Source organism: Bacteroides sp. (assembly GCF_029057325.1).
GTDB lineage: Bacteria > Bacteroidota > Bacteroidia > Bacteroidales > Bacteroidaceae > Bacteroides.
The window spans coordinates 19,476-38,572 of sequence record NZ_JAICZW010000200.1 but is presented as its reverse complement, the minus strand read 5'-3'; the positions used below and the strand labels follow the sequence as shown (position 1 = coordinate 38,572).

The 19,097-nt window shown below is 48.1% G+C and carries 18 protein-coding genes; 10 read left to right on the top strand and 8 right to left on the bottom strand.

The annotated features are described in order from the left end of the window. Positions 1 to 706 (bottom strand): transcription antitermination factor NusB (locus K2G43_RS13115; protein WP_300155969.1); only part of this gene is annotated, 706 nt, incomplete at its 3' end. Positions 707 to 980: 274 nt separating this feature from the next. Between K2G43_RS13115 and K2G43_RS13110 the strand changes: the two genes are divergently transcribed. From K2G43_RS13110 to K2G43_RS13090, 5 genes are all read left to right on the top strand, one after another. Beyond that, on the top strand, positions 981 to 1,385 hold the full coding sequence (locus K2G43_RS13110; protein WP_297645130.1) for a PUR family DNA/RNA-binding protein: 405 nt from the start codon (positions 981 to 983) through the stop codon (positions 1,383 to 1,385). Between the two features lie 137 nt (positions 1,386 to 1,522). Further along, positions 1,523 to 2,113 carry a 50S ribosomal protein L25/general stress protein Ctc gene (locus K2G43_RS13105; protein ID WP_297645127.1) on the top strand — a complete coding sequence of 197 codons (591 nt, stop codon included), beginning with the start codon at positions 1,523 to 1,525 and terminating at the stop codon, positions 2,111 to 2,113. A 130-nt stretch (positions 2,114 to 2,243) separates the two neighbouring features. Beyond that, positions 2,244 to 2,807 (top strand): aminoacyl-tRNA hydrolase, encoded by a 564-nt coding sequence (gene pth, locus K2G43_RS13100; protein ID WP_297645124.1) that lies wholly within the window; start codon positions 2,244 to 2,246, stop codon positions 2,805 to 2,807. Next, positions 2,804 to 3,220, top strand: coding sequence for an RNA-binding S4 domain-containing protein (locus tag K2G43_RS13095; RefSeq protein ID WP_300155964.1), 417 nt, complete (start codon positions 2,804 to 2,806; stop codon positions 3,218 to 3,220). The genes pth and K2G43_RS13095 overlap by 4 nt, the downstream gene beginning before the upstream one ends. Positions 3,221 to 3,254: 34 nt before the next feature. Continuing rightward, positions 3,255 to 4,241 (top strand): Gfo/Idh/MocA family oxidoreductase, encoded by a 987-nt coding sequence (locus K2G43_RS13090; protein ID WP_297645119.1) that lies wholly within the window; start codon positions 3,255 to 3,257, stop codon positions 4,239 to 4,241. 64 nt (positions 4,242 to 4,305) lie between these two features. Here K2G43_RS13090 and K2G43_RS13085 read toward each other — a convergent pair whose 3' ends face one another. The 7 genes from K2G43_RS13085 to K2G43_RS13055 form a co-directional block, all read right to left on the bottom strand. Further along, entirely contained in the window at positions 4,306 to 6,573 is a 2,268-nt protein-coding gene (locus K2G43_RS13085) for a cation:proton antiporter (RefSeq protein WP_300155961.1), read from the bottom strand. A 213-nt stretch (positions 6,574 to 6,786) separates the two neighbouring features. Further along, positions 6,787 to 7,935 carry a bifunctional histidinol-phosphatase/imidazoleglycerol-phosphate dehydratase HisB gene (hisB, locus tag K2G43_RS13080; RefSeq protein WP_297645005.1) on the bottom strand — a complete coding sequence of 383 codons (1,149 nt, stop codon included), beginning with the start codon at positions 7,933 to 7,935 and terminating at the stop codon, positions 6,787 to 6,789. Between the two features lie 43 nt (positions 7,936 to 7,978). Then, positions 7,979 to 9,019 (bottom strand): histidinol-phosphate transaminase, encoded by a 1,041-nt coding sequence (gene hisC / locus K2G43_RS13075; RefSeq protein WP_300155958.1) that lies wholly within the window; start codon positions 9,017 to 9,019, stop codon positions 7,979 to 7,981. Between the two features lie 112 nt (positions 9,020 to 9,131). Continuing rightward, complete coding sequence (hisD, locus tag K2G43_RS13070) at positions 9,132 to 10,430, bottom strand: histidinol dehydrogenase (protein ID WP_300155955.1); 1,299 nt, start codon at positions 10,428 to 10,430, stop codon at positions 9,132 to 9,134. Between the two features lie 54 nt (positions 10,431 to 10,484). Next, positions 10,485 to 11,336, bottom strand: a complete 852-nt coding sequence (gene hisG / locus K2G43_RS13065) for an ATP phosphoribosyltransferase (protein ID WP_300155952.1) — start codon at positions 11,334 to 11,336, stop codon at positions 10,485 to 10,487. 321 nt (positions 11,337 to 11,657) lie between these two features. Further along, entirely contained in the window at positions 11,658 to 12,149 is a 492-nt protein-coding gene (locus K2G43_RS13060; RefSeq protein WP_297644619.1) for a PaaI family thioesterase, read from the bottom strand. A gap of 34 nt (positions 12,150 to 12,183) precedes the next feature. Then, positions 12,184 to 12,741: a DUF4738 domain-containing protein gene (locus K2G43_RS13055; protein WP_297644617.1), complete on the bottom strand. Its 558-nt coding sequence runs from the start codon at positions 12,739 to 12,741 to the stop codon at positions 12,184 to 12,186. Positions 12,742 to 13,477: 736 nt separating this feature from the next. Between K2G43_RS13055 and pheS the strand changes: the two genes are divergently transcribed. The 5 genes from pheS (at position 13,478) to K2G43_RS13030 (ending at position 19,075) form a co-directional block, all read left to right on the top strand. Further along, the gene (gene pheS / locus K2G43_RS13050) at positions 13,478 to 14,512 is read left to right on the top strand and encodes a phenylalanine--tRNA ligase subunit alpha (RefSeq protein ID WP_300155948.1); all 1,035 of its coding nucleotides are present in this window, start codon (positions 13,478 to 13,480) and stop codon (positions 14,510 to 14,512) included. Between the two features lie 169 nt (positions 14,513 to 14,681). Next, positions 14,682 to 15,878: an MFS transporter gene (locus K2G43_RS13045; protein ID WP_297644613.1), complete on the top strand. Its 1,197-nt coding sequence runs from the start codon at positions 14,682 to 14,684 to the stop codon at positions 15,876 to 15,878. After that, a complete protein-coding gene (nth, locus tag K2G43_RS13040; RefSeq protein ID WP_297644611.1) occupies positions 15,875 to 16,549 on the top strand; it encodes an endonuclease III in 675 nt (224 codons plus the stop codon). The genes K2G43_RS13045 and nth overlap by 4 nt, the downstream gene beginning before the upstream one ends. Positions 16,550 to 16,638: 89 nt before the next feature. Continuing rightward, on the top strand, positions 16,639 to 17,898 hold the full coding sequence (locus tag K2G43_RS13035; protein WP_297644621.1) for a phosphoglycerate kinase: 1,260 nt from the start codon (positions 16,639 to 16,641) through the stop codon (positions 17,896 to 17,898). Between the two features lie 82 nt (positions 17,899 to 17,980). Next, positions 17,981 to 19,075, top strand: a complete 1,095-nt coding sequence (locus tag K2G43_RS13030) for a porin (protein ID WP_300155943.1) — start codon at positions 17,981 to 17,983, stop codon at positions 19,073 to 19,075. Positions 19,076 to 19,097 lie beyond the last annotated feature (22 nt).

The following is a 19,097-nucleotide window of genomic DNA, read 5'->3' as shown; positions in this document are numbered from 1 at the left end:
TACGAATATTCTCGCTGATGAGATGACGGTAGTAATCACTATTCAGAATAGAACGGCGGAACAAGCGGCGGGCAAACTCCCGGTCTTCCTCATCCTTAAATTCGGGCAACAACATCTGGTTAGCCCCATTTTTCTCGTCAAAGCGCTTGATGGTCTTCAAGACAAAGGTATCTACAATCTCCTTGTCATCGTTCCAATAAAGACTCTGGTCTTCGAGCAGGCTATCCAACTCTTCATTATTAAAGATGAAAGTCTTGTACAACTTCCGCCACAATTCACGGTCGCATTCGTAAGACTTGTCCTCAGAAGCCATATATTCCTTATATATATCTGACTCCACAATTTTCTCAAACAACCTCTTAACGAAATCGTCTTCGTTGTCCCACGTACGTTTCTGGTTGGCTGCAAAATCCGCCAACTGCTTGTTCACTTCCAATTGGGCTATGAACTTGTTTTCCACAAACCTCATATTGGGATACAGCTCCGCCGCGGTGGGAGCCAACTTCGATTTAGCCGCATCAATACGCTTTTGCGCATAGTTTGTCAAAGCGACCATCAGCATCAGCAGATAATTGTAAAGGTCGTACGCCTTTGATAGGCTATAAAACAATTCCTTCTCCGCTGAGTCTAAATTTTTACTGCCATTCTGATAGTAAGCATATACAATCTGTATAATCTTAAGACGAATAAGAACTCTGTTGATCATAATTCTATGTAATGTTGTAGTGTTTTAACAGCCGCAAAAGTAGGCATTTTTAATGAGTTTACATAAATAAATCACATTTTTTAATGCAGATATTGATTATCCGCCCATTTTCTTTTGATAGTTTAAAAAAAATCATCAATTTTGAGGCCGATAAAGAAGCTATAAGCTATGAATGGCGAGTAATGAGTGACGAGTGACAAGATACAAGAGACAAGTTACGAAGGACGAGCTACAGATGTTAAAGAATAAATCAAAATTGAGACTTATTATACGTATGGAAGATTTTAAGAAGAAAAGCGTAGCGGATATGAACGACAAAGAAATTGTGTTCTCCCAATCCATCAAAGCCGGCAAGCGCATCTACTATTTGGACGTCAAGAAAAACAGAAAAGACGAAATGTTTCTCGCCATCACCGAAAGCAAAAAAATAGTAATGGGCGAAGGAGATGACCCTCAGGTTAGTTTTGAGAAACACAAGATTTTCCTCTACAAGGAAGATTTCGAAAAATTCATGACGGGACTCCAACAAGCCATCGGTTTCATTCAGGAACAACAGGGGTGCTACTCCAAATCCTACGAAGGAGCGGAAACCGCAAATGCCCACAAAGAAGAATCTTTTGGAAAAGAAAGGAAATCCTCTTCACTAGAAGAAGAAATCAAAATAGACATTGATTTTTGATACACTTTTTTTGATAATTCGAAAAGAAGCAGTACTTTTGCACCGCTTTTTTGCAACATCGCGTGGAAACCACGCCGTGTGATGGTGAATTAAGCAAAGAATTACTTAATTTAGAGTAACACAAAAAAATTAAAAAAATGAAATCAATTGAAGTAAAAGGAACTGCAAGAACTATTGCAGAACGCTCTTCGGAACAAGCTAGAGCGCTGAAAGCTATTCGTAAAGACAACGGTGTACCTTGCGTACTCTATGGTGGTGGCGAAAATATCCACTTCACTGTACCTGCAGAAGGTCTGCGCAAATTGGTTTACACTCCCCACATCTATGTAGTGGACCTGATTATCGATGGCAAAAAAGTTAATGCCATTATGAAGGATATCCAATTCCACCCTGTAAAGGATACCATCCTGCACGTTGACTTCTATCAGATTGATGAATCCAAACCCATCGTTATGGAAGTTCCCGTACAAATGGAAGGTTTGGCAGAAGGTGTGAAAGCCGGTGGTAAGCTGGCTCTCCAGATACGTAAACTGAAAGTAAGAGCTTTGTACAACAGCATTCCCGAAAGACTGATTGTCAACGTTTCTCACTTGGGACTCGGCAAGACCATCAAAGTTGGCGAATTGCAATACGAAGGACTGGAATTGCTGAACGCCAAAGAAGCTGTGGTATGCGCCGTTAAGCTGACTCGTGCCGCAAGAGGTGCCGCTGCAGCTGCCAACAACTAATCTACTCAGCTTAAGAGACAGACTCAAAAATACATAGGAACGCGGATTAACGCAGCCTACGCAGATTTCAACCGATTTCCGCGAAAAGTTGCGATAATCCGCGTTCTTTTCTACCCAAAAACTGAATTCAATGAAATACTTAATTGTAGGATTAGGTAACATCGGACCCGAATATCACGAAACCCGCCACAACATCGGATTTATGGTAGTGGATGCACTGGCAAAAGCGGCAGGCATCACCTTCTCCGATGGCCGTTATGGTTTCACTACAACGTTGTCGGTCAAAGGACGCCAACTGTTGCTGCTAAAGCCTTCTACTTATATGAACCTCAGCGGAAATGCCGTGCGCTACTGGATGCAGAAAGAGAACATCCCTTTGGAAAACGTCCTGATAGTGGTGGACGACCTCGCACTCCCCTTCGGCACGCTACGCCTGAAAGGCAAAGGAAGCGATGCCGGACACAACGGACTGAAACACATTGCCGCCACATTGGGCACACAGAATTACGCCCGTCTGCGGTTTGGCATCGGCAACGACTTTCCCCGCGGAGGGCAGATTGATTTTGTATTGGGACACTTCACCGATGAAGATTGGAAAACCATGGAAGAACGATTGAAAACTGCCGGAGATATTATCAAAAGTTTCTGCCTGGCAGGCATAGATATCACGATGAATCAATACAACAAGAAATGAGCGAAGCCAGAATCGATAAATGGATGTGGGCGGTACGCATCTTCAAGACACGCACCATCGCCGCCGAAGCCTGTAAAAAAGGGCGTGTCAGCATAAACGGAGCACAAGCGAAAGCGGCACGTACCGTGAAACCGGGAGACGTTATCCAAGTACGCAAACCACCCGTCACCTACTCATTCAAGGTGCTGCAAGCCATTGAAAAACGGGTCGGCGCAAAAGTCGTCAATGAAATGATGGAAAACGTGACCACGCCCGATCAATACGAACTGCTGGAGATGAGCCGCATCAGCGGTTTCGTCAACCGTGCCAAAGGTACCGGGCGCCCGACCAAAAAGGACCGCCGCAGCCTTGAGGAGTTCATCACTCCCGAATATATAGATGATTTCGACTTTGAATTTGATTTTGATGAATAAAATGTGAGAATGCGCACATTAACATATTATAGAAATGAGCGAGAAAATAATAAAATGGGGATTTATCGGTTGTGGAGAAGCGACCAAATATAAAAGCGGCCCCGCCTTTCAGAAGATAGAGAATTCGGAAGTCGTTGCCGTGATGAGCAGACACAGCAACAAGGCTAAAACCTATGCCGAAGAGAGAGGTATTCCCAAATGGTACGATGACGCGCAAGAACTGATTGATGACAAGGAAGTGAATGCCGTATATATAGCTACCCCTCCTTCATCGCACGCCACCTACGCCATTATGTCAATGAAGGCAGGCAAACCCGTCTATATCGAGAAGCCGATGGCTGTCACTTACGAAGAGTGTTGCCGCATCAACCGCATCTCTCAAGAAACCGGTGTGCCATGCTTTGTCGCTTACTACCGCCGCTACCTGCCTTATTTCCAAAAAGTGAAATCGCTGATAACGGAAGGAGAAATTGGCAACGTCATCAACATCCAAATCCGTTTCGCACAGCCTCCCCGAGACCTCGACCACAACAAAGAGAACCTGCCGTGGCGCGTACAACCGGACATTGCCGGTGGCGGCTACTTCTACGACCTCGCACCTCACCAGATAGACCTCTTGCAAGAGATTTTCGGTTGCATCCTCGAAGCCAACGGCTATAAAAGCAACCGGGGCGGGCTATATCCGGCAGAAGACACCCTGAGCGCTTGCTTCCAATTCGACAACGGACTGGTAGGCAGCGGTTCGTGGTGTTTTGTCGCTCACGAATCCGCCCGCGAAGACCGCATCGAGATCATTGGGGACAAAGGAAGGATTTGCTTCTCCGTATTCACCTACGATCCCATTACACTGCAAACGGAGCGGGGACGAGAAGAAATCATCGTAGAGAATCCCATCTACGTCCAGCAACCGCTTATCCAAGCTGTAGTGGACCATCTGTTAGGAAAGTCCACCTGCACATGCAACGGAGAAAGCGCCACGCTGACCAATTGGGTGATGGATAAGATACTGAACAAACTCTAAAAAAATAAAGAATGAAGAGTGAAGAATTAGAGTGTGCATGCAAATTGTACCACAAAGTTATTCTTTATTCTTCATTATAATTATATGGTGAGTTGGTAAGCTGATAGACATCGTGAATCTCACCGACAATCCACACCACATCACCTTCCGCAAAAGGTTCATACGGATTGGGGGCGTGCAGGGTGTTGTCACCTCGTTCAACGCCCACTATCAGGCAATGGTATTTCTCACGGATGCCCGCCTCCTTCAGCGTCTTGTTCAGGAAGGGCGAATGTTCGTCCACACGGAACTGGCACAATTTCGTCTCGCTCTTCTCTATCACATCCATCTGCATGGCAGCGGCCTTGTCCAGCGCCTCACCAAAAAGATTCAGTTCCTCATCCGTAGCGATGACTTGTATCTTGTCCTGCGGAAAAAGACAAACGGATGCTCCCGGTATGTTAATCCGTTTCCTGCCGCGGAGGATGGAAACGACATGAATGCCATACTTCTTTCCGAAATTTAACTCCGCCAGCGTCTTGCCCGCCCACTCCGATTCACCGGGAACCACAAAGTCGGCCAAATGCAAGTCGCGCGACAGCAAACGTCCGGCATATTCGGGTTTCTTCTCTCCCATATACTCCGCACGTATATCGCGTGAGCGAAGGTTCTGAAAGAAAGTCCGCTCTATCAAGATAGACTGCTTTTTCAACCGCCGGGAGAACACCATCAATATCACCAGCAACAGTGCCACCCCAAACACCAATCCCACCGACCATTTGAACAATCCGGCAATGACGAACATCACAAACGAAATGCCCAGCAACAGACGCAACACAATGGTTGCCAACAACGGCGCACGGTTTCCGCGACTGTCGTTCCACAACATCACGAACTCCACAGAATGGTTCTTCTTAATCATAATGGCACGCAAGAAGGGAGCAATGCAGAGAATAATGACCATTGCCGAAAGCAAGCTTCCCCAAAAACCGGGCAGACTATGCTGTAAGAGAGGAACCACGAAACGGAACGCCAAAGCGATAATCGCCACGCAAATGATAGAATAGACCAGCGTAATCCGCACCAACGAGAGAATCAGCTTCTTCCACAAACTATCGTGGTTCACCGGCTGGGAGCCGGAAGCGTAATGGTTCAGGAATTTCCGCCACTTTTCAGGCAAGTGCGCATCCACAAAGTTGGAAGTAGGTTCCGCCAAGCGAATCATATAGGGAGTCAGAAACGTGGTGATAACAGATACCGCCACCACGATGGGATAGAGAAACTGACTGGTGACACCTAACGAAACGCCTAACGAAGCAATGATAAAGGCAAATTCGCCTATCTGTGTCAAACTGAAACCGCACTGCAATGCTGTCTTCAACGGTTGTCCCGACAGCAATACCCCCAGCGTTCCGAAACAGGACTGGCCAAGAATGACCGCCAGCGTTATCGCAACAATAGGCCCTGCATACTCCACAATCATCGCCGGGTCCACCATCATGCCGACCGACACGAAGAAGATAGCGCCAAACAAGTCCTTCACCGGTTTCACCAATCGCTCGATGCTCTCCGCCTCCACCGTTTCTGCAAAGATAGAGCCCATTATAAAGGCACCAAAAGCTGCCGAGAAACCGGTATGCGCCGCCATCACCACCATGCCGAAGCAAAGCCCGAGGGAGACAATCAACAAGGTTTCCTCGCTCATCAACTTACGGCAACTCTTCAACAGCACCGGAATCAGATAAATACCCACCACAAACCAAAGGATAAGGAAGAAAACCAGTTTGGCAATGCTCCCCAGCATCTCCACGCCTTCGAAATTATTGCTCACCGCCATCGTAGAGAGCATCACCATCAATACAATAGCAAGAATATCTTCCAAAATAAGCACGCTGAGCACCAACCCCGCAAACTGCTTCTTGCGCAGTCCTAAATCGTCAAACGCCTTATAAATGATAGTGGTGGATGACATCGCAATCATACCGCCCAAGAAGAGACAATCCATCCGTTGCCAGCCAAAGCAGGCACCAACCATCACGCCCAGCAGTATCATGCAAAAGATGATGGTGCACGCGGCAATGACAGCCGCCCCTCCCACCTTGACAATCTTCTTGAAACTAAACTCCAGCCCCAACGCAAAGAGCAGGAAGATAACACCTATGTCCGCCCACGTCTGTATGTGTGCCGTATCTACCACCGAAGGCGTATAAGGCATGTGGGGGCTGGCAAGGAATCCCGCCACCACATATCCCAGCACTAAAGGTTGCTTCAACTTCTTAAAAAGCAGGGTCATCATGCCTGCACAAATCAATATCAGAGCTAAATCAGCTATCAAGGGAGCCAAATGCGACATAATTACTTTATATATTTATTCGACTACAAAATTACAGATAAACCCCGACTTATGCGACAATACGGCAAGAAAAAACAGGGATTAATAGTACAAAGGTCAACTTGACGAAAACAAACCTCAGCTTTATCAAGCCCAAACGCAACTTTATGAAGGCAAACTGCACTGCACCCCTATCAACATAGAAACCATATCCGAACATTATAGGGGGCTTTGCTAAAGCACCCCCTTTGAACTGGGCAGCTCAAAATGATAAATATCCCGTTTCACCGCCATCTTCAGCGCACGCGCCAACGCTTTGAAGATGCCTTCTATCTTGTGGTGCTCGTTCTGTCCTTCCGCCTTGATGTTAAGGTTCATCTTAGCGGCATCACTCAGCGACTTGAAGAAGTGCAGAAACATTTCGGTAGGCATCTCCCCTATCTTCTCACGCTTGAACTCAGCCTCCCATACCAGCCACGGGCGACCGCCGAAATCCAGACACACCTGACAGAGGCAATCATCCATCGGGAGGGCATAGCCGTAACGTTCAATGCCACGCTTGCTGCCTAACGCCTGATAAAGACACTCTCCCAAAGCGAGAGCGGTATCTTCGATGGTATGATGCTCGTCCACCTCCAAATCCCCCTTCACCTGAATGGTCAGATCCATGCCGCCATGTTTGCCTATCTGCTCCAGCATGTGGTCGAAGAAGCCCAATCCGGTGCTGATATCGCAATGTCCGTTCCCGTCCAGATTCAGGGCAATGCGGATGTCAGTCTCTTTAGTGGTACGGCGCACTTCTGCCTTCCGCTCACCAGCAAAAAGAAATTCAGCCACCTTATCCCAATCTTTGGTGGCAAGGGCGCAATAGCCTTCAAGTCCCTCGCAAGCGGCACTTCCACCTTCAGTCACAGATTTCAAGCAGTCGGTACCGTCTTGCAGCAAGATGGCCCGACAGCCTATGTTCTTCGCCAATTCCACGTCCGTGGGACGGTCGCCGATGACGAAGCTCTGAGCAAGGTCATATTCAGGATTGTTCAAGTATTTGGCAAGCATTCCTGTACGTGGCTTGCGGGTAGGCGCATTGTCTTCGGGCATACTGCGGTCAATGCAAATGTCATCAAAGGTGATGCCTTCTCCCTCCAGGGTCTTCATCAGCAGGTTGTGTGCCGGCCAAAAGGTTTCTTCGGGAAAGGAGGCGGTACCCAACCCGTCCTGATTGGTCACCATCACAAACTCAAAATCAAGTTTACTGCGGATAAAACCTAAGTTACGCATCACTTTCGGATAAAATTCCAGTTTCTCCAAAGAGTCCAACTGGTAATCAACGGGAGGTTCTATCACCAATGTTCCGTCACGGTCGATAAAAAGTATTTTTTTCATTGTTGTTCTTTTTTTTTGAGGGAGTTAAAAGCCGATACTCCTTCTAACCCCTATATTCTCTCATTGCCTCCAACAGCGTTTCATTCTCAAGGCGTGTGCCCACCGTCACACGCAAACAGTTTCCGCAGAGAGAAACGGAATGGCGATTGCGGACGATGATGCCTTTTTTCACTAAATAGCTGTAAATGGCCACGGCATCCGTCACACGCACCAGAAAGAAATTGGCATCGGAAGGAAACAACCGCACCGTGCAGGGCAGTTTGGCAAATTCAGCCTCCAGCAAGCCACGCTCCTCTTTCAAGGTCTTCACCCAACGCTCTATCTCGTAATAGCGGGACAGCATTTCCATGGCCTGTTTTTGTGTCAACCGGTTCACGTTGTAGGGATACTTTATCTTGTTGAGTATGTCGATAATCTCCGGCGAGGCAAACGCCATACCCAACCGGATGGCGGCACATCCCCAAGCTTTGGAGAAGGTCTGCAAGACGATGATGTTCGGATACTTCTCCAACTCTTCCAGAAAAGAAGGAGCTTCGGAGAAGTCATTGTACGCTTCGTCCACAACCACCAATCCGTCAAAGGAGCGGACAAGTTTCTCTATCTCGCTACGAAGCAAGTCGTTGCCGGTGGGATTGTTGGGCGAGCAAAGGAAAATCAGCTTTGTATGTTCGTCCGTCGCCGCCAGCAGTTGGTCTGCCGAAAACTGGAAATGCTCATCCAGCAATACCTTCCGGTACTCTATATCATTCACGTCCGCACAGACTTGATACATGCCGTATGTAGGGTCGATAGCCACCACATTGTCCACACGAGGTTCGCAAAAAGCACGAAATAGCAGGTCAATGGCTTCATCACTGCCGTTTCCTAAAAAGATGTTCTCGGCAGGCACCTTCTTTATCTTCGACAGCTCCGCCTTCAGGTCGTGCTGCATCGGATCCGGGTAACGGTTGTAAGGCATATTATAAGGATTCTCGTTAGCATCGAGAAAAACAGATGCGGCGGCACCTTTGTATTCGTCACGCGCCGAAGAGTAAGGTTTCAGCTTCCAGATATTCGGGCGGGTAAGAGATTGTAAGGGCTTCATTTAAATGACAATTAAAAATTGATAATTGATAATTATTTTCAGAGACTCTTTTAGGCATGGATTACACTGATTTACACGGGTTTTCTCTTTAATTAATCCGCGTAATCCGTGTCTAAATACATTTCGTATTCAGCGCTTTCAGCCGGACACTGACCGCATTCTTATGCGCATCCAGGTGTTCGTTGGCGGCCATCACCTCAATAGCGGGACCGATAGCCTGTATGCCTTCCGGCGTTATCTCCTGGAAGGTTATCTTACGGATGAAACTATCGAGGCTGACCCCACTGTACGCTTTGGCATAACCGTTGGTGGGCAGGGTATGGTTGGTGCCCGATGCGTAATCGCCCGCACTCTCCGGAGTGAGCGAACCTAAAAATACAGAGCCGGCATTCGTAATCTGTTCGGCTACGGACAAGTAATCTTCCACCTCCAAAATCAGGTGTTCAGGAGCGTAAGCATTCGTAAGCGCAATGGCTTCTTCCAGATTGTCCACCACAATCAGTTTGCTGTTGGCAAGAGATTTCTCGGCGATTTCCTTGCGGGGCAGCAGTGCCAACTGGCGTTCCACCTCCTCCTTGACAGCCTGTTGCAGCCGGCGGGAGGTCGTAATCAGCATGGCCTGGCTGTCCACTCCATGCTCTGCCTGGCTCAGCAGGTCGGCGGCCACAAAGACGGGATTGGCGGTCTCATCGGCAAGGACTTCCACCTCAGAAGGTCCGGCAGGCATGTCTATCGCCACATCACGCAACCCCACCCACTGCTTGGCAGCTGTGACATACTGATTGCCGGGGCCGAATATTTTATAAACCTTGGGCACGCTTTCCGTTCCGTATGCCATAGCAGCTATCGCCTGTATGCCTCCGGCCTTGAAGATGCGGTTCACACCCGCCACTTTGGCGGCATACAATACGGCGGGATGCACCTTGCCCGTATGGCTATCCGGCGGAGTGCACAACACAATCTCCTTGCAACCGGCAATTTTAGCAGGAACAGCAAGCATCAGCACCGTAGAGAAGAGCGGCGCCGTCCCCCCCGGAATGTATAATCCCACCTTTTCAATGGCAACCGCCTTTTGCCAACAAGTCACGCCCGGCCGGGTCTGTACCTTCCTGCCTTCAAAGCGTTGCGCGGCATGAAAAGTCTCGATGTTTTGCTTCGCCAAAGCGATAGCCGCTTTCAGCTCCTCGCTCACCAGCTGTTCTGCTTCCTGTAGTTCGCCCTCCGACACAACCAACGAAGCCAGTGTTACTTTATCAAATTTCTCTTCATAATCCAACACAGCACAGTCGCCCTCCGTCTTCACACGGTCGATGACGCCGCGCACCGTATCAAACAGGTTCTCCATATTCATCACCGGACGTTTTAAAATTTCCGGCCACCGGGATTTATCCGGGTTCGTTATCAGTATCATAAAAAAACTATTTTAATAATGAGGAATCACTTAAATTCTTCATGCTTCATTCCATTAAACAATCATTTTCTCAATCGGCAGCACCAGAATGCCTTCCGCGCCCAGCGCTTTCAGCTTGCCGATGATTTCCCAGAAACACTTCTCATCAAGCACTGTATGTACTGAACACCAACCCTCTTGCGCCAACGGCATCACCGTCGGACTCTTCATGCCCGGAAGCACGGCAACAATCTCGTCCAATCTCTCTTTCGGGGCATTCATCAATACGTACTTCTTGTCCTCCGCCGTCTTGACAGCATCCATGCGGAACAACAATTCGCGCAATATCTCCTTCTTCTCCTTGCTCATACGCTTGTTTCCAATCAGCAAGGCTTCGGACCTCATCACCACTTCCACCTCCTTCAAACGGTTGCTCACCAATGTAGATCCGGAGCTTACAATATCAAAAATGGCATCAGCCAAACCAATGCCCGGCGCCACCTCCACCGAACCGGTGATGACGTGTATGTCCGCATCGACTCCTTGCGCCTTCATGTAGTCGGTAAGGATACCCGGATAAGAGGTGGCTATCTTCTTTCCCTCAAACCACCGCACTCCCGGATAGTCGATATCCTTCGGAATGGCCAACGAAAGGCGGCACTTACTGAAGCCCAACCGTTTGACGATCTCCGCATCCTCCTTCTTCTCCACAAATTCATTCTCGCCCACAATGCCGATGTCCGCCACACCTGTAGCCACCGATTGTGGGATGTCGTCATCCCTCAGAAACAGCACTTCGATAGGAAAATTGGATGACTGCACCAGCAACGAACGCTTCGCCGCGCTCAACTTGATATCCGACTCTTCTAAAAAAGACATTGTCTCATCATATAGACGACCTTTGGCTTGTACTGCAATTCTTAACATAATTCTATTCTATTGTTTTTATAGTTGTTTCTTCTTTTAATCCTTTCGGGCACAGACACCCTCACTCTCCACAGGCAGACTTGAAAAACAAAAAAACGAGGCTTGCCTCCACATCCGGCAAGCCTCGTTTCTATGTCATCTGTCACACACATACACTCATACGCCCACCGAATTACTCGTCAGGATAATGATGATGATGATGTGCAACGCATTTTTTCATATTCTTCTGTTTTAACGCGACAAAAATAAATTAAAGCTATGAAACAAGCAAACAATTATCACAGAATATTTGTTTTTAATTAAAAATTCAAAGAATGAGGTTCAAATTAACGGCAATATCTCCTCTGCTTCTACATCGCAACGCTTGAAATACATTTCCGTTTCCGCCTTCTCCTTCGGGAAGGTGAAGTAGGTGCAAAGCGCTTCCGTACACAATTCGCCGGCACTGTTATACAAGCGTGCCTCTATCAGAGCCAAATTCCGCTTCTGCTCACGCATCGAGGCCCGCAAGACCAAATGAGTATCGTTGGTCGATATGGACTTGCGGAAACGGGTTTCCATCTTCGAGGTCACGCCGGCGGTCTGCAACTTACGGAAGACCACCCAACCACAGATTTCATCCAACAGCACCGACTGAATGCCGCCATGCAACGTATTCAGCCATCCTTGAAACTCCGGGCGCGGCTTCCAGATGCTTACAATCTCGTCACCGTCCTCATAAAACTCCATCCGTACACCGGATTCATTATCCGGAGAGCACCCGAAACAATTGTAGCCCTCCATATCCTTCCAGGGGTTTATTATCTTCTTCATGGTTTCTATCTATTCAAAATTTAGAAGAGACGGATTACTCCTTTGCTTCTTCGCCTCCCCGATACTCCTCCATCAGTTCTTCTTTCGACATGGAGATTTTGCCATCGGCGGTAATGGTCAGCCGGATAGGCACGTAGAGGTCGGATTGCGGATAGCCCACACTGGCGGCGTAAATAATCCCTCCATCCGTTGTCTCACTATAGACCAACCCTTCGAGCACGGCATATTTCATAAACTTGGCATCAACCAGCGAGGCAAAGCTCTCTTTAGTGAACACCTTGTCCACCACCTGCTTGCCACCGCAACTGATGCGCAGCGTGATACGGTTGTCATAATACTTTCCTTCTTCCTCAACCGACACCACGGGCAACGTTTCATCGGGGCGGCGCACCACAGACGATTGATACTCTTTTCCCTTATAAGTAAAAGTAGTTTTCACATCAGATACTTGCATCCGTTGCGGACCGCCAATGACCGCACTATCCTGCATCTGTATCAACAAGCTATCGTCCCGACGCTGTTCCTGCGACGAACAAGAGGCAAACAAGCCCACAGCCGCACACGCCCACACATAAAAAATAATATTCTTCATTGTTCTTTTTTAGCATGAATCGGGTGACAAAAATAGTGAAAAATAAATGTAATTGAAAATTTGTCCGAGATTTCTTCTTTCGTCCCGAATAAGCTCAGGCAGATATTATTCATAAACAATTATTGACATTTCAATCCTTTCCACCAATTCGCATACAATATGAGTCAACCATCAATTCATGCCTTCAGCGGCCTCAAAAATCGGCCCTACAGCATAGTCTGCTCCGTATCTCCTTCGTACCTGCTCCGTACCTTCTCCATATAAAAGTACTTTTATCCGAAGAACGTCCGAAGAAGGTATGGAGTTGGTAAGGCCTTGGTACGGAGCGGGTCCCCCCAAAAAGCATTCTTTAGGCAGGGTAACTTATTCTTTACAAAGCCTTCTGATTTCATTCAAAAAACACGACAGATAGTCAAGCAGAACTGAATTGCGAAAAAAGGAGTTATCGGGAGTTATTCGGGAGTTAACAGGAGTTATCAGCCGATGCCCCTCTTTACATCAAGTTAAAATATTGGCTTTTAGTCCCTAACGGAGCGAAGCGAAATGATAACTCCCATTAGCTTCCGATAACTCCTAAACATGAAAAAACCGTGTCCCGAGAAGAGGTGTCATACGAAACAAAAAGAAATAATTCTGCAATTCTTTGAAGAATCTTACTCCGATAGCGACAAAAGCAATGATAAAATTGTATCTTTGCACCGTTTTTAAACTCAAGAAAACAATCAGACAATAAAATATGATAGCTAAAATCGACCAGCTTCTGCAAGAAGTGGAAGCACTGAAAGCCGCTAACGCCGAGGAACTGGAAGCACTCCGCATCAAATACCTCAGCAAAAAAGGAGCCATCAACGAACTGATGGCAGATTTCCGCAACGTAGCTGCCGACCAAAAGAAAGAAGTGGGCATGCGCCTGAACGAACTGAAGAACAAAGCGCAAGAAAAAATCGCCGCGCTGAAGGAGCAGTTCGAGAGCCAGGATACCGGTTGCAACGACATTGACCTGACCCGTTCCGCCTATCCGATGGAACTGGGCACACGCCATCCGCTTTCCATCGTAAGGAACGAAATCATCGACATATTCGCCCGCATGGGATTCAACATTGCCGACGGTCCTGAAGTGGAAGATGACTGGCATGTATTCTCCTCCATGAACTTTGCCGAAGACCATCCGGCACGTGACATGCAAGACACGTTCTTCATCGAGAACAATGCCGAGAACGTATCACACAGCATCATCCTGCGCACACACACATCCAGTGTACAGAGCCGCGTCATGGAGACCACCCAACCACCCATCCGTGTCCTCTGTCCGGGACGTGTTTACCGGAACGAAGCCATCAGCTACCGTGCGCACGCCTTCTTCCATCAGGTAGAGGCATTGTATGTGGACAAGAACGTTTCTTTCACCGACTTGAAGCAGGCATTGTTGCTCTTCGCACAAGAGATGTTCGGCAGTGATACGAAAATCCGCCTGCGTCCCTCCTACTTCCCCTTCACAGAACCGAGTGCCGAAATGGACATCAGCTGCAACATCTGTGGCGGCAAGGGCTGTCCCTTCTGCAAACACACCGGCTGGGTAGAGATTTTAGGTTGCGGCATGGTGGATCCGAACGTACTGGAGCTGAACGGCATTGACAGCAAAGTATATAGCGGTTATGCCCTCGGCATGGGTATCGAGCGTATCACCAACCTGAAATATCAGGTGAAAGACCTCCGCATGTTCTCCGAAAACGACACACGCTTCTTGAAAGAATTTGAGGCGGCATACTGATATTCTTAAGGAGTTAGAAGGAGTTAAAAAGGAGTTATCGGGAGTTAGAAGCCAATAGACCCGCTTATACAAAGTCGTGTCAGAACTTTCACAAAGAGAAGTATTGGCTTCTGACTCTTGATAACTCCTTCCAGCTCCCGACAACTTCCGAATAACCCCCTTCTGAATAATGAAAGACAGGCTTATAACTCCCGGTTATTGCTTTATTCTTACAGCCAACTTCCTGCTATACTTCGGCTTCTGGCTATTGATACCCGTATTGCCTTTCTATCTGTCGGAAGTCTTCCATGCCGGAAGCGCCACCATCGGCATCATACTCTCCTGCTACACGGTTGCCGCCTTGTGCATCCGCCCCTTCTCCGGCTACTTTTTGGACAGCTTCGCACGCAAACCACTCTATCTGCTGGCCTATTTCATCTTTATGGCCATGTTTGCCGGCTACATCATCGCCGGTTCGCTCACCCTGTTCATCCTCTTCCGAATCACCCACGGGTTCTCTTTCGGGATGGTGACGGTAGCCGGCAATACGGTGGTCATCGACATCATGCCCTCCTCCCGGCGCGGAGAAGGATTGGGCTACTATGGACTTTCCAACAACATCGCCATGGCGGTGGGTCCCATGACAGGATTGTTCCTGCACGATGCAGGCATGAGTTTCGCCACCATCTTCAGCTGCTCGTTTTGCTCCTGCCTTGCCGGATTCCTCTGCGCCTCATCGGTAAAGACGCCTTATAAGCCACCGGTAAAGCGAGCCCCGATATCGCTTGACCGCTTCATCCTGCTGAAGGGCATCCCGGCAGGTCTCAGCCTGCTGTTGCTCTCCATTCCCTACGGCATGACCACCAACTACGTGGCCATGTATGCCAAGGAGATAGGGCTGAACGTCACCACCGGCTTCTTCTTCACCTTCATGGCGGCAGGCATGGCCATCTCGCGCATATTCTCAGGAAAGCTGGTTGACAAAGGAAAGGTGACGCAAGTCATTTCGGCAGGGCTCTATCTGGTGATATTCAGTTTCTTCCTGCTCTCTTTCTGTATATATATCATCCGGTGGAACGTGACGGCGTGCGGCATCGTCTTCTTTCTGATTGCCCTGCTGCTTGGCGTAGGATTCGGCATCATGTTTCCGGCCTACAACACGCTGTTCGTCAATCTGGCTCCCAACAACCAACGAGGCACGGCCACTTCCACCTACCTGACTTCATGGGACGTGGGCATAGGCACCGGCATGCTGACAGGCGGATACATTGCCGAAATAAGCAGTTTTGACAAGGCATACCTGTTTGGCGCCTGCCTCACCATTTTTTCCACGCTCTATTTCAACCATAAAGTAGCACCCCATTATCATAAGAACAAACTAAGATGAGGAAAAGAGAACGTTATGAAAAGATTATAGCATGGTTCAGAGAGAACCGCCCGGTAGCGGAGACCGAACTGCACTACAACAACCCTTTCGAGCTGCTGATAGCAGTCATTCTTTCCGCACAATGCACCGACAAGCGGGTGAACCTCATCACCCCTGCCCTCTTCCGCGACTTCCCTACCCCGGAAGCGCTTGCCGCAACCACTCCCGAAGTAGTCTTCGGGTATATCCGCAGCGTCTCTTATCCCAACAACAAGGCCAAACACCTGGTGGGTATGGCACAGATGCTGGTAAAAACATTCGACAGCCAGGTGCCTGATACCCTGGAAGAGCTGGTCAAGCTCCCCGGCGTAGGACGTAAGACAGCCAACGTCATCCAGTCCGTCGTGTTCAACAAAGCGGCCATGGCGGTAGATACGCATGTATTCCGCGTCAGCCACCGCCTGGGGCTGGTTTCTGACAAATGCACGACCCCATTCAGCGTAGAGAAAGAGCTGGTGAAGCATATCTCCGAAGCAGACATTCCGATAGCGCATCATTGGCTCATCCTGCACGGACGATATATTTGCCAGGCACGCACTCCCCAATGTGACAACTGTGGGTTGCAATTGATGTGCAAATACTATTGTCAAAAGTACAAAGTGAAAAAAGAGAAGGGGGCGAACAAAGAATAAATAATCATTTAATAGCTCACTTAACGAAATAAAATGCTAACTTTGCCGCAAATCAACAAAAAGCGAGTAACACTTTTAAAAAAATAGGAATTATGACAATCGATCAATTTAACTTTGCCGGAAAAAAGGCATTCGTTCGCGTGGACTTCAATGTTCCTTTGGACGAGAATTTCAACATCACAGATGACACCCGTATGCGTGCCGCTCTTCCTACTTTGAAGAAGATTTTGGCCGACGGCGGCAGCATCATTATCGGTTCTCACCTCGGCCGTCCGAAAGGCGTGGCAGAAAAGTTCTCTTTGAAGCACATCCTGAAGCATCTGGAAGAGCTGCTGGGTGTTGAAGTACAATTCGCTAACGATTGTATGGGCGAAGAAGCCGCTGTAAAGGCCGCCGCCCTGCAACCGGGTGAAGTGCTGTTGCTGGAAAACCTCCGCTTCTATGCCGAAGAAGAAGGCAAGCCGCGTGGTTTGGCTGAAGATGCCACAGACGAAGAGAAGAAAGCCGCTAAAGCTGCCGTAAAGGAAAGCCAGAAGGAATTCACCAAGAAACTGGCTTCTTACGCTGACTGCTACGTAAACGACGCTTTCGGTACCGCTCACCGCGCACATGCTTCCACAGCCCTGATTGCAAAATACTTCGATAAAGAGAACAAGATGTTCGGCTATCTGATGGAAAAAGAGGTAAAGGCTGTCGATAAAGTATTGAACGACATCCACCGTCCTTTCACCGCCATCATGGGTGGTTCCAAAGTTTCTTCTAAGATTGAAATCATCGAAAACCTGCTGAACAAGGTGGACAACCTGATTATCGCCGGCGGTATGACTTATACCTTCACGAAGGCACAAGGCGGCAAAATCGGTATCTCTATCTGCGAGGACGACAAGCTGGATCTGGCTCTCGACCTGATGAAGAAAGCCGAAGAAAAGGGTGTGAACCTGGTATTGGCTGAAGATGCGAAGATTGCTGACGCTTTCTCTAACGACGCCAATGCAAAATTCTGTGCAGTCAACGAAATTCCCGACGGATGGGAAGGTCTGGACATAGGTCCTAAGACTGAAGAGAAATTTGCTGAAGTCATCAGAAACTCCAAGACTATCCTTTGGAACGGTCCGACAGGTGTATTTGAGTTCGAAAACTTCACTCACGGTTCACGTGCCGTAGGCGAAGCCATCGTAGAAGCTACCAAGAACGGTGCGTTCTCACTGGTAGGTGGTGGCGACTCCGTAGCTTGTGTAAACAAGTTCGGTTTGGCAAACGGTGTTTCGTATGTATCTACCGGTGGCGGTGCTTTGCTTGAGGCTATCGAAGGAAAGATTCTTCCGGGTATCGCAGCTATCAACGAATAAGTATAAAAATAACCCCAATCATAGAAAGACAATTCTCTAACAAAGAATTGCCTTTCTTTTTTTTGAATATCTATTTTTTATAATGAAAATCATTCGAATGTTCTTGTTTTCCACAGCTTTAGCAATCTCCGGAAGCATGTATGCACAAAACAACTTAGGAAAACAAGCAAAAGAAGACCTGTTACAGAAGAGCACTTTTGGCGGCTATGTCATCGGAAAAGCTTCCGCCAATGATCAGGATCTTTCCGGCAGCAACAAAAGCCATGCAAATTTCGACTTGCGTCTGGTACGTCTCTACGTGGACGGCAAAGTACTCGACTTCAAGTACAAACTCCAAATGGAGGTAAATGGCGTAAGTGGTACCAGCAAGGAAAAAGGTCCCCGCATTGTGGACGCTTGGGCTGAATGGCAACGCTACAAATTCTTCAATGTACGTTTCGGACAATTCAAACGCGCTTTCACTTTCGAGAATCCCATGAACCCGTGGGATATCGGTTTCGGTGCCTATTCGCAACTGATAGACAAATTGGCAGGCATGAACGACCGCGTAGGCGAGCACAGCAGCAACGGACGAGATCTGGGACTGCAAGTGCAAGGCGACTTCCTGCCCATCGGTAAAGACAAGCACAATTTCATCCACTATCAGGTGGGAGTGTATAACGGACAAGGCATCAACCACTCCGACGAGAATCGTTCCAAAGACCTTATCGGAGGTGTTTATGTATATCCCGTGAAGCAACTGGCCATAGGCGCTTTCGGCTGGGCAGGCGAATATACCAAAGACGGAATCACCGTAGATCGCAACCGCATGGCCCTTGGACTGAAGTATGAAGCCGACTGGACCGTACGTGCCGAATTTGCCGTAAGCGAAGGACACAAAATCAGCGACTACAACAGCGACGGTACGCTGAAAGAAGGCACAAGCAACAAAGCAGACGCCTGGTACATTGCCGTGGGGGCTCCTTTCAGCAAGAAGTGCAAGGTATATGCTAAATGGGACGTCTATCGCGACCGTAAAGAGTGGAACTCTCAAAAATCACTTTATGGTCTGTCCGCCAACTACTACTTCTGCAAGAACCTGAAGTTACAGGCGAACTACTCCTATACACGCGACAAGAATACGGCAGGCGACGGACGCTATAACACCGTGGATTTACAGCTATATTGGCGTTTCTAAAATTTTGTGAGTAAAAAACAAT

Bases quoted from the DNA above. Each gene is read 5' to 3' on its own strand.
- K2G43_RS13110 (WP_297645130.1), top strand. From the start codon at position 981: ATGGAAGATTTTAAGAAGAAAAGCGTAGCGGATATGAACGACAAAGAA.
- K2G43_RS13095 (WP_300155964.1), top strand. From the start codon at position 2,804: ATGAGCGAAGCCAGAATCGATAAATGGATGTGGGCGGTACGCATCTTC.
- hisG (WP_300155952.1), bottom strand. From the start codon at position 11,336: ATGTTAAGAATTGCAGTACAAGCCAAAGGTCGTCTATATGATGAGACA.
- hisB (WP_297645005.1), bottom strand. From the start codon at position 7,935: ATGAAAAAAATACTTTTTATCGACCGTGACGGAACATTGGTGATAGAA.
- K2G43_RS13055 (WP_297644617.1), bottom strand. From the start codon at position 12,741: ATGAAGAATATTATTTTTTATGTGTGGGCGTGTGCGGCTGTGGGCTTG.
- K2G43_RS13105 (WP_297645127.1), top strand. From the start codon at position 1,523: ATGAAATCAATTGAAGTAAAAGGAACTGCAAGAACTATTGCAGAACGC.
- K2G43_RS13045 (WP_297644613.1), top strand. From the start codon at position 14,682: ATGAAAGACAGGCTTATAACTCCCGGTTATTGCTTTATTCTTACAGCC.
- K2G43_RS13060 (WP_297644619.1), bottom strand. From the start codon at position 12,149: ATGAAGAAGATAATAAACCCCTGGAAGGATATGGAGGGCTACAATTGT.
- nth (WP_297644611.1), top strand. From the start codon at position 15,875: ATGAGGAAAAGAGAACGTTATGAAAAGATTATAGCATGGTTCAGAGAG.
- pheS (WP_300155948.1), top strand. From the start codon at position 13,478: ATGATAGCTAAAATCGACCAGCTTCTGCAAGAAGTGGAAGCACTGAAA.
- K2G43_RS13090 (WP_297645119.1), top strand. From the start codon at position 3,255: ATGAGCGAGAAAATAATAAAATGGGGATTTATCGGTTGTGGAGAAGCG.
- hisC (WP_300155958.1), bottom strand. From the start codon at position 9,019: ATGAAGCCCTTACAATCTCTTACCCGCCCGAATATCTGGAAGCTGAAA.
- pth (WP_297645124.1), top strand. From the start codon at position 2,244: ATGAAATACTTAATTGTAGGATTAGGTAACATCGGACCCGAATATCAC.
- K2G43_RS13030 (WP_300155943.1), top strand. From the start codon at position 17,981: ATGAAAATCATTCGAATGTTCTTGTTTTCCACAGCTTTAGCAATCTCC.
- K2G43_RS13085 (WP_300155961.1), bottom strand. From the start codon at position 6,573: ATGTCGCATTTGGCTCCCTTGATAGCTGATTTAGCTCTGATATTGATT.
- hisD (WP_300155955.1), bottom strand. From the start codon at position 10,430: ATGATACTGATAACGAACCCGGATAAATCCCGGTGGCCGGAAATTTTA.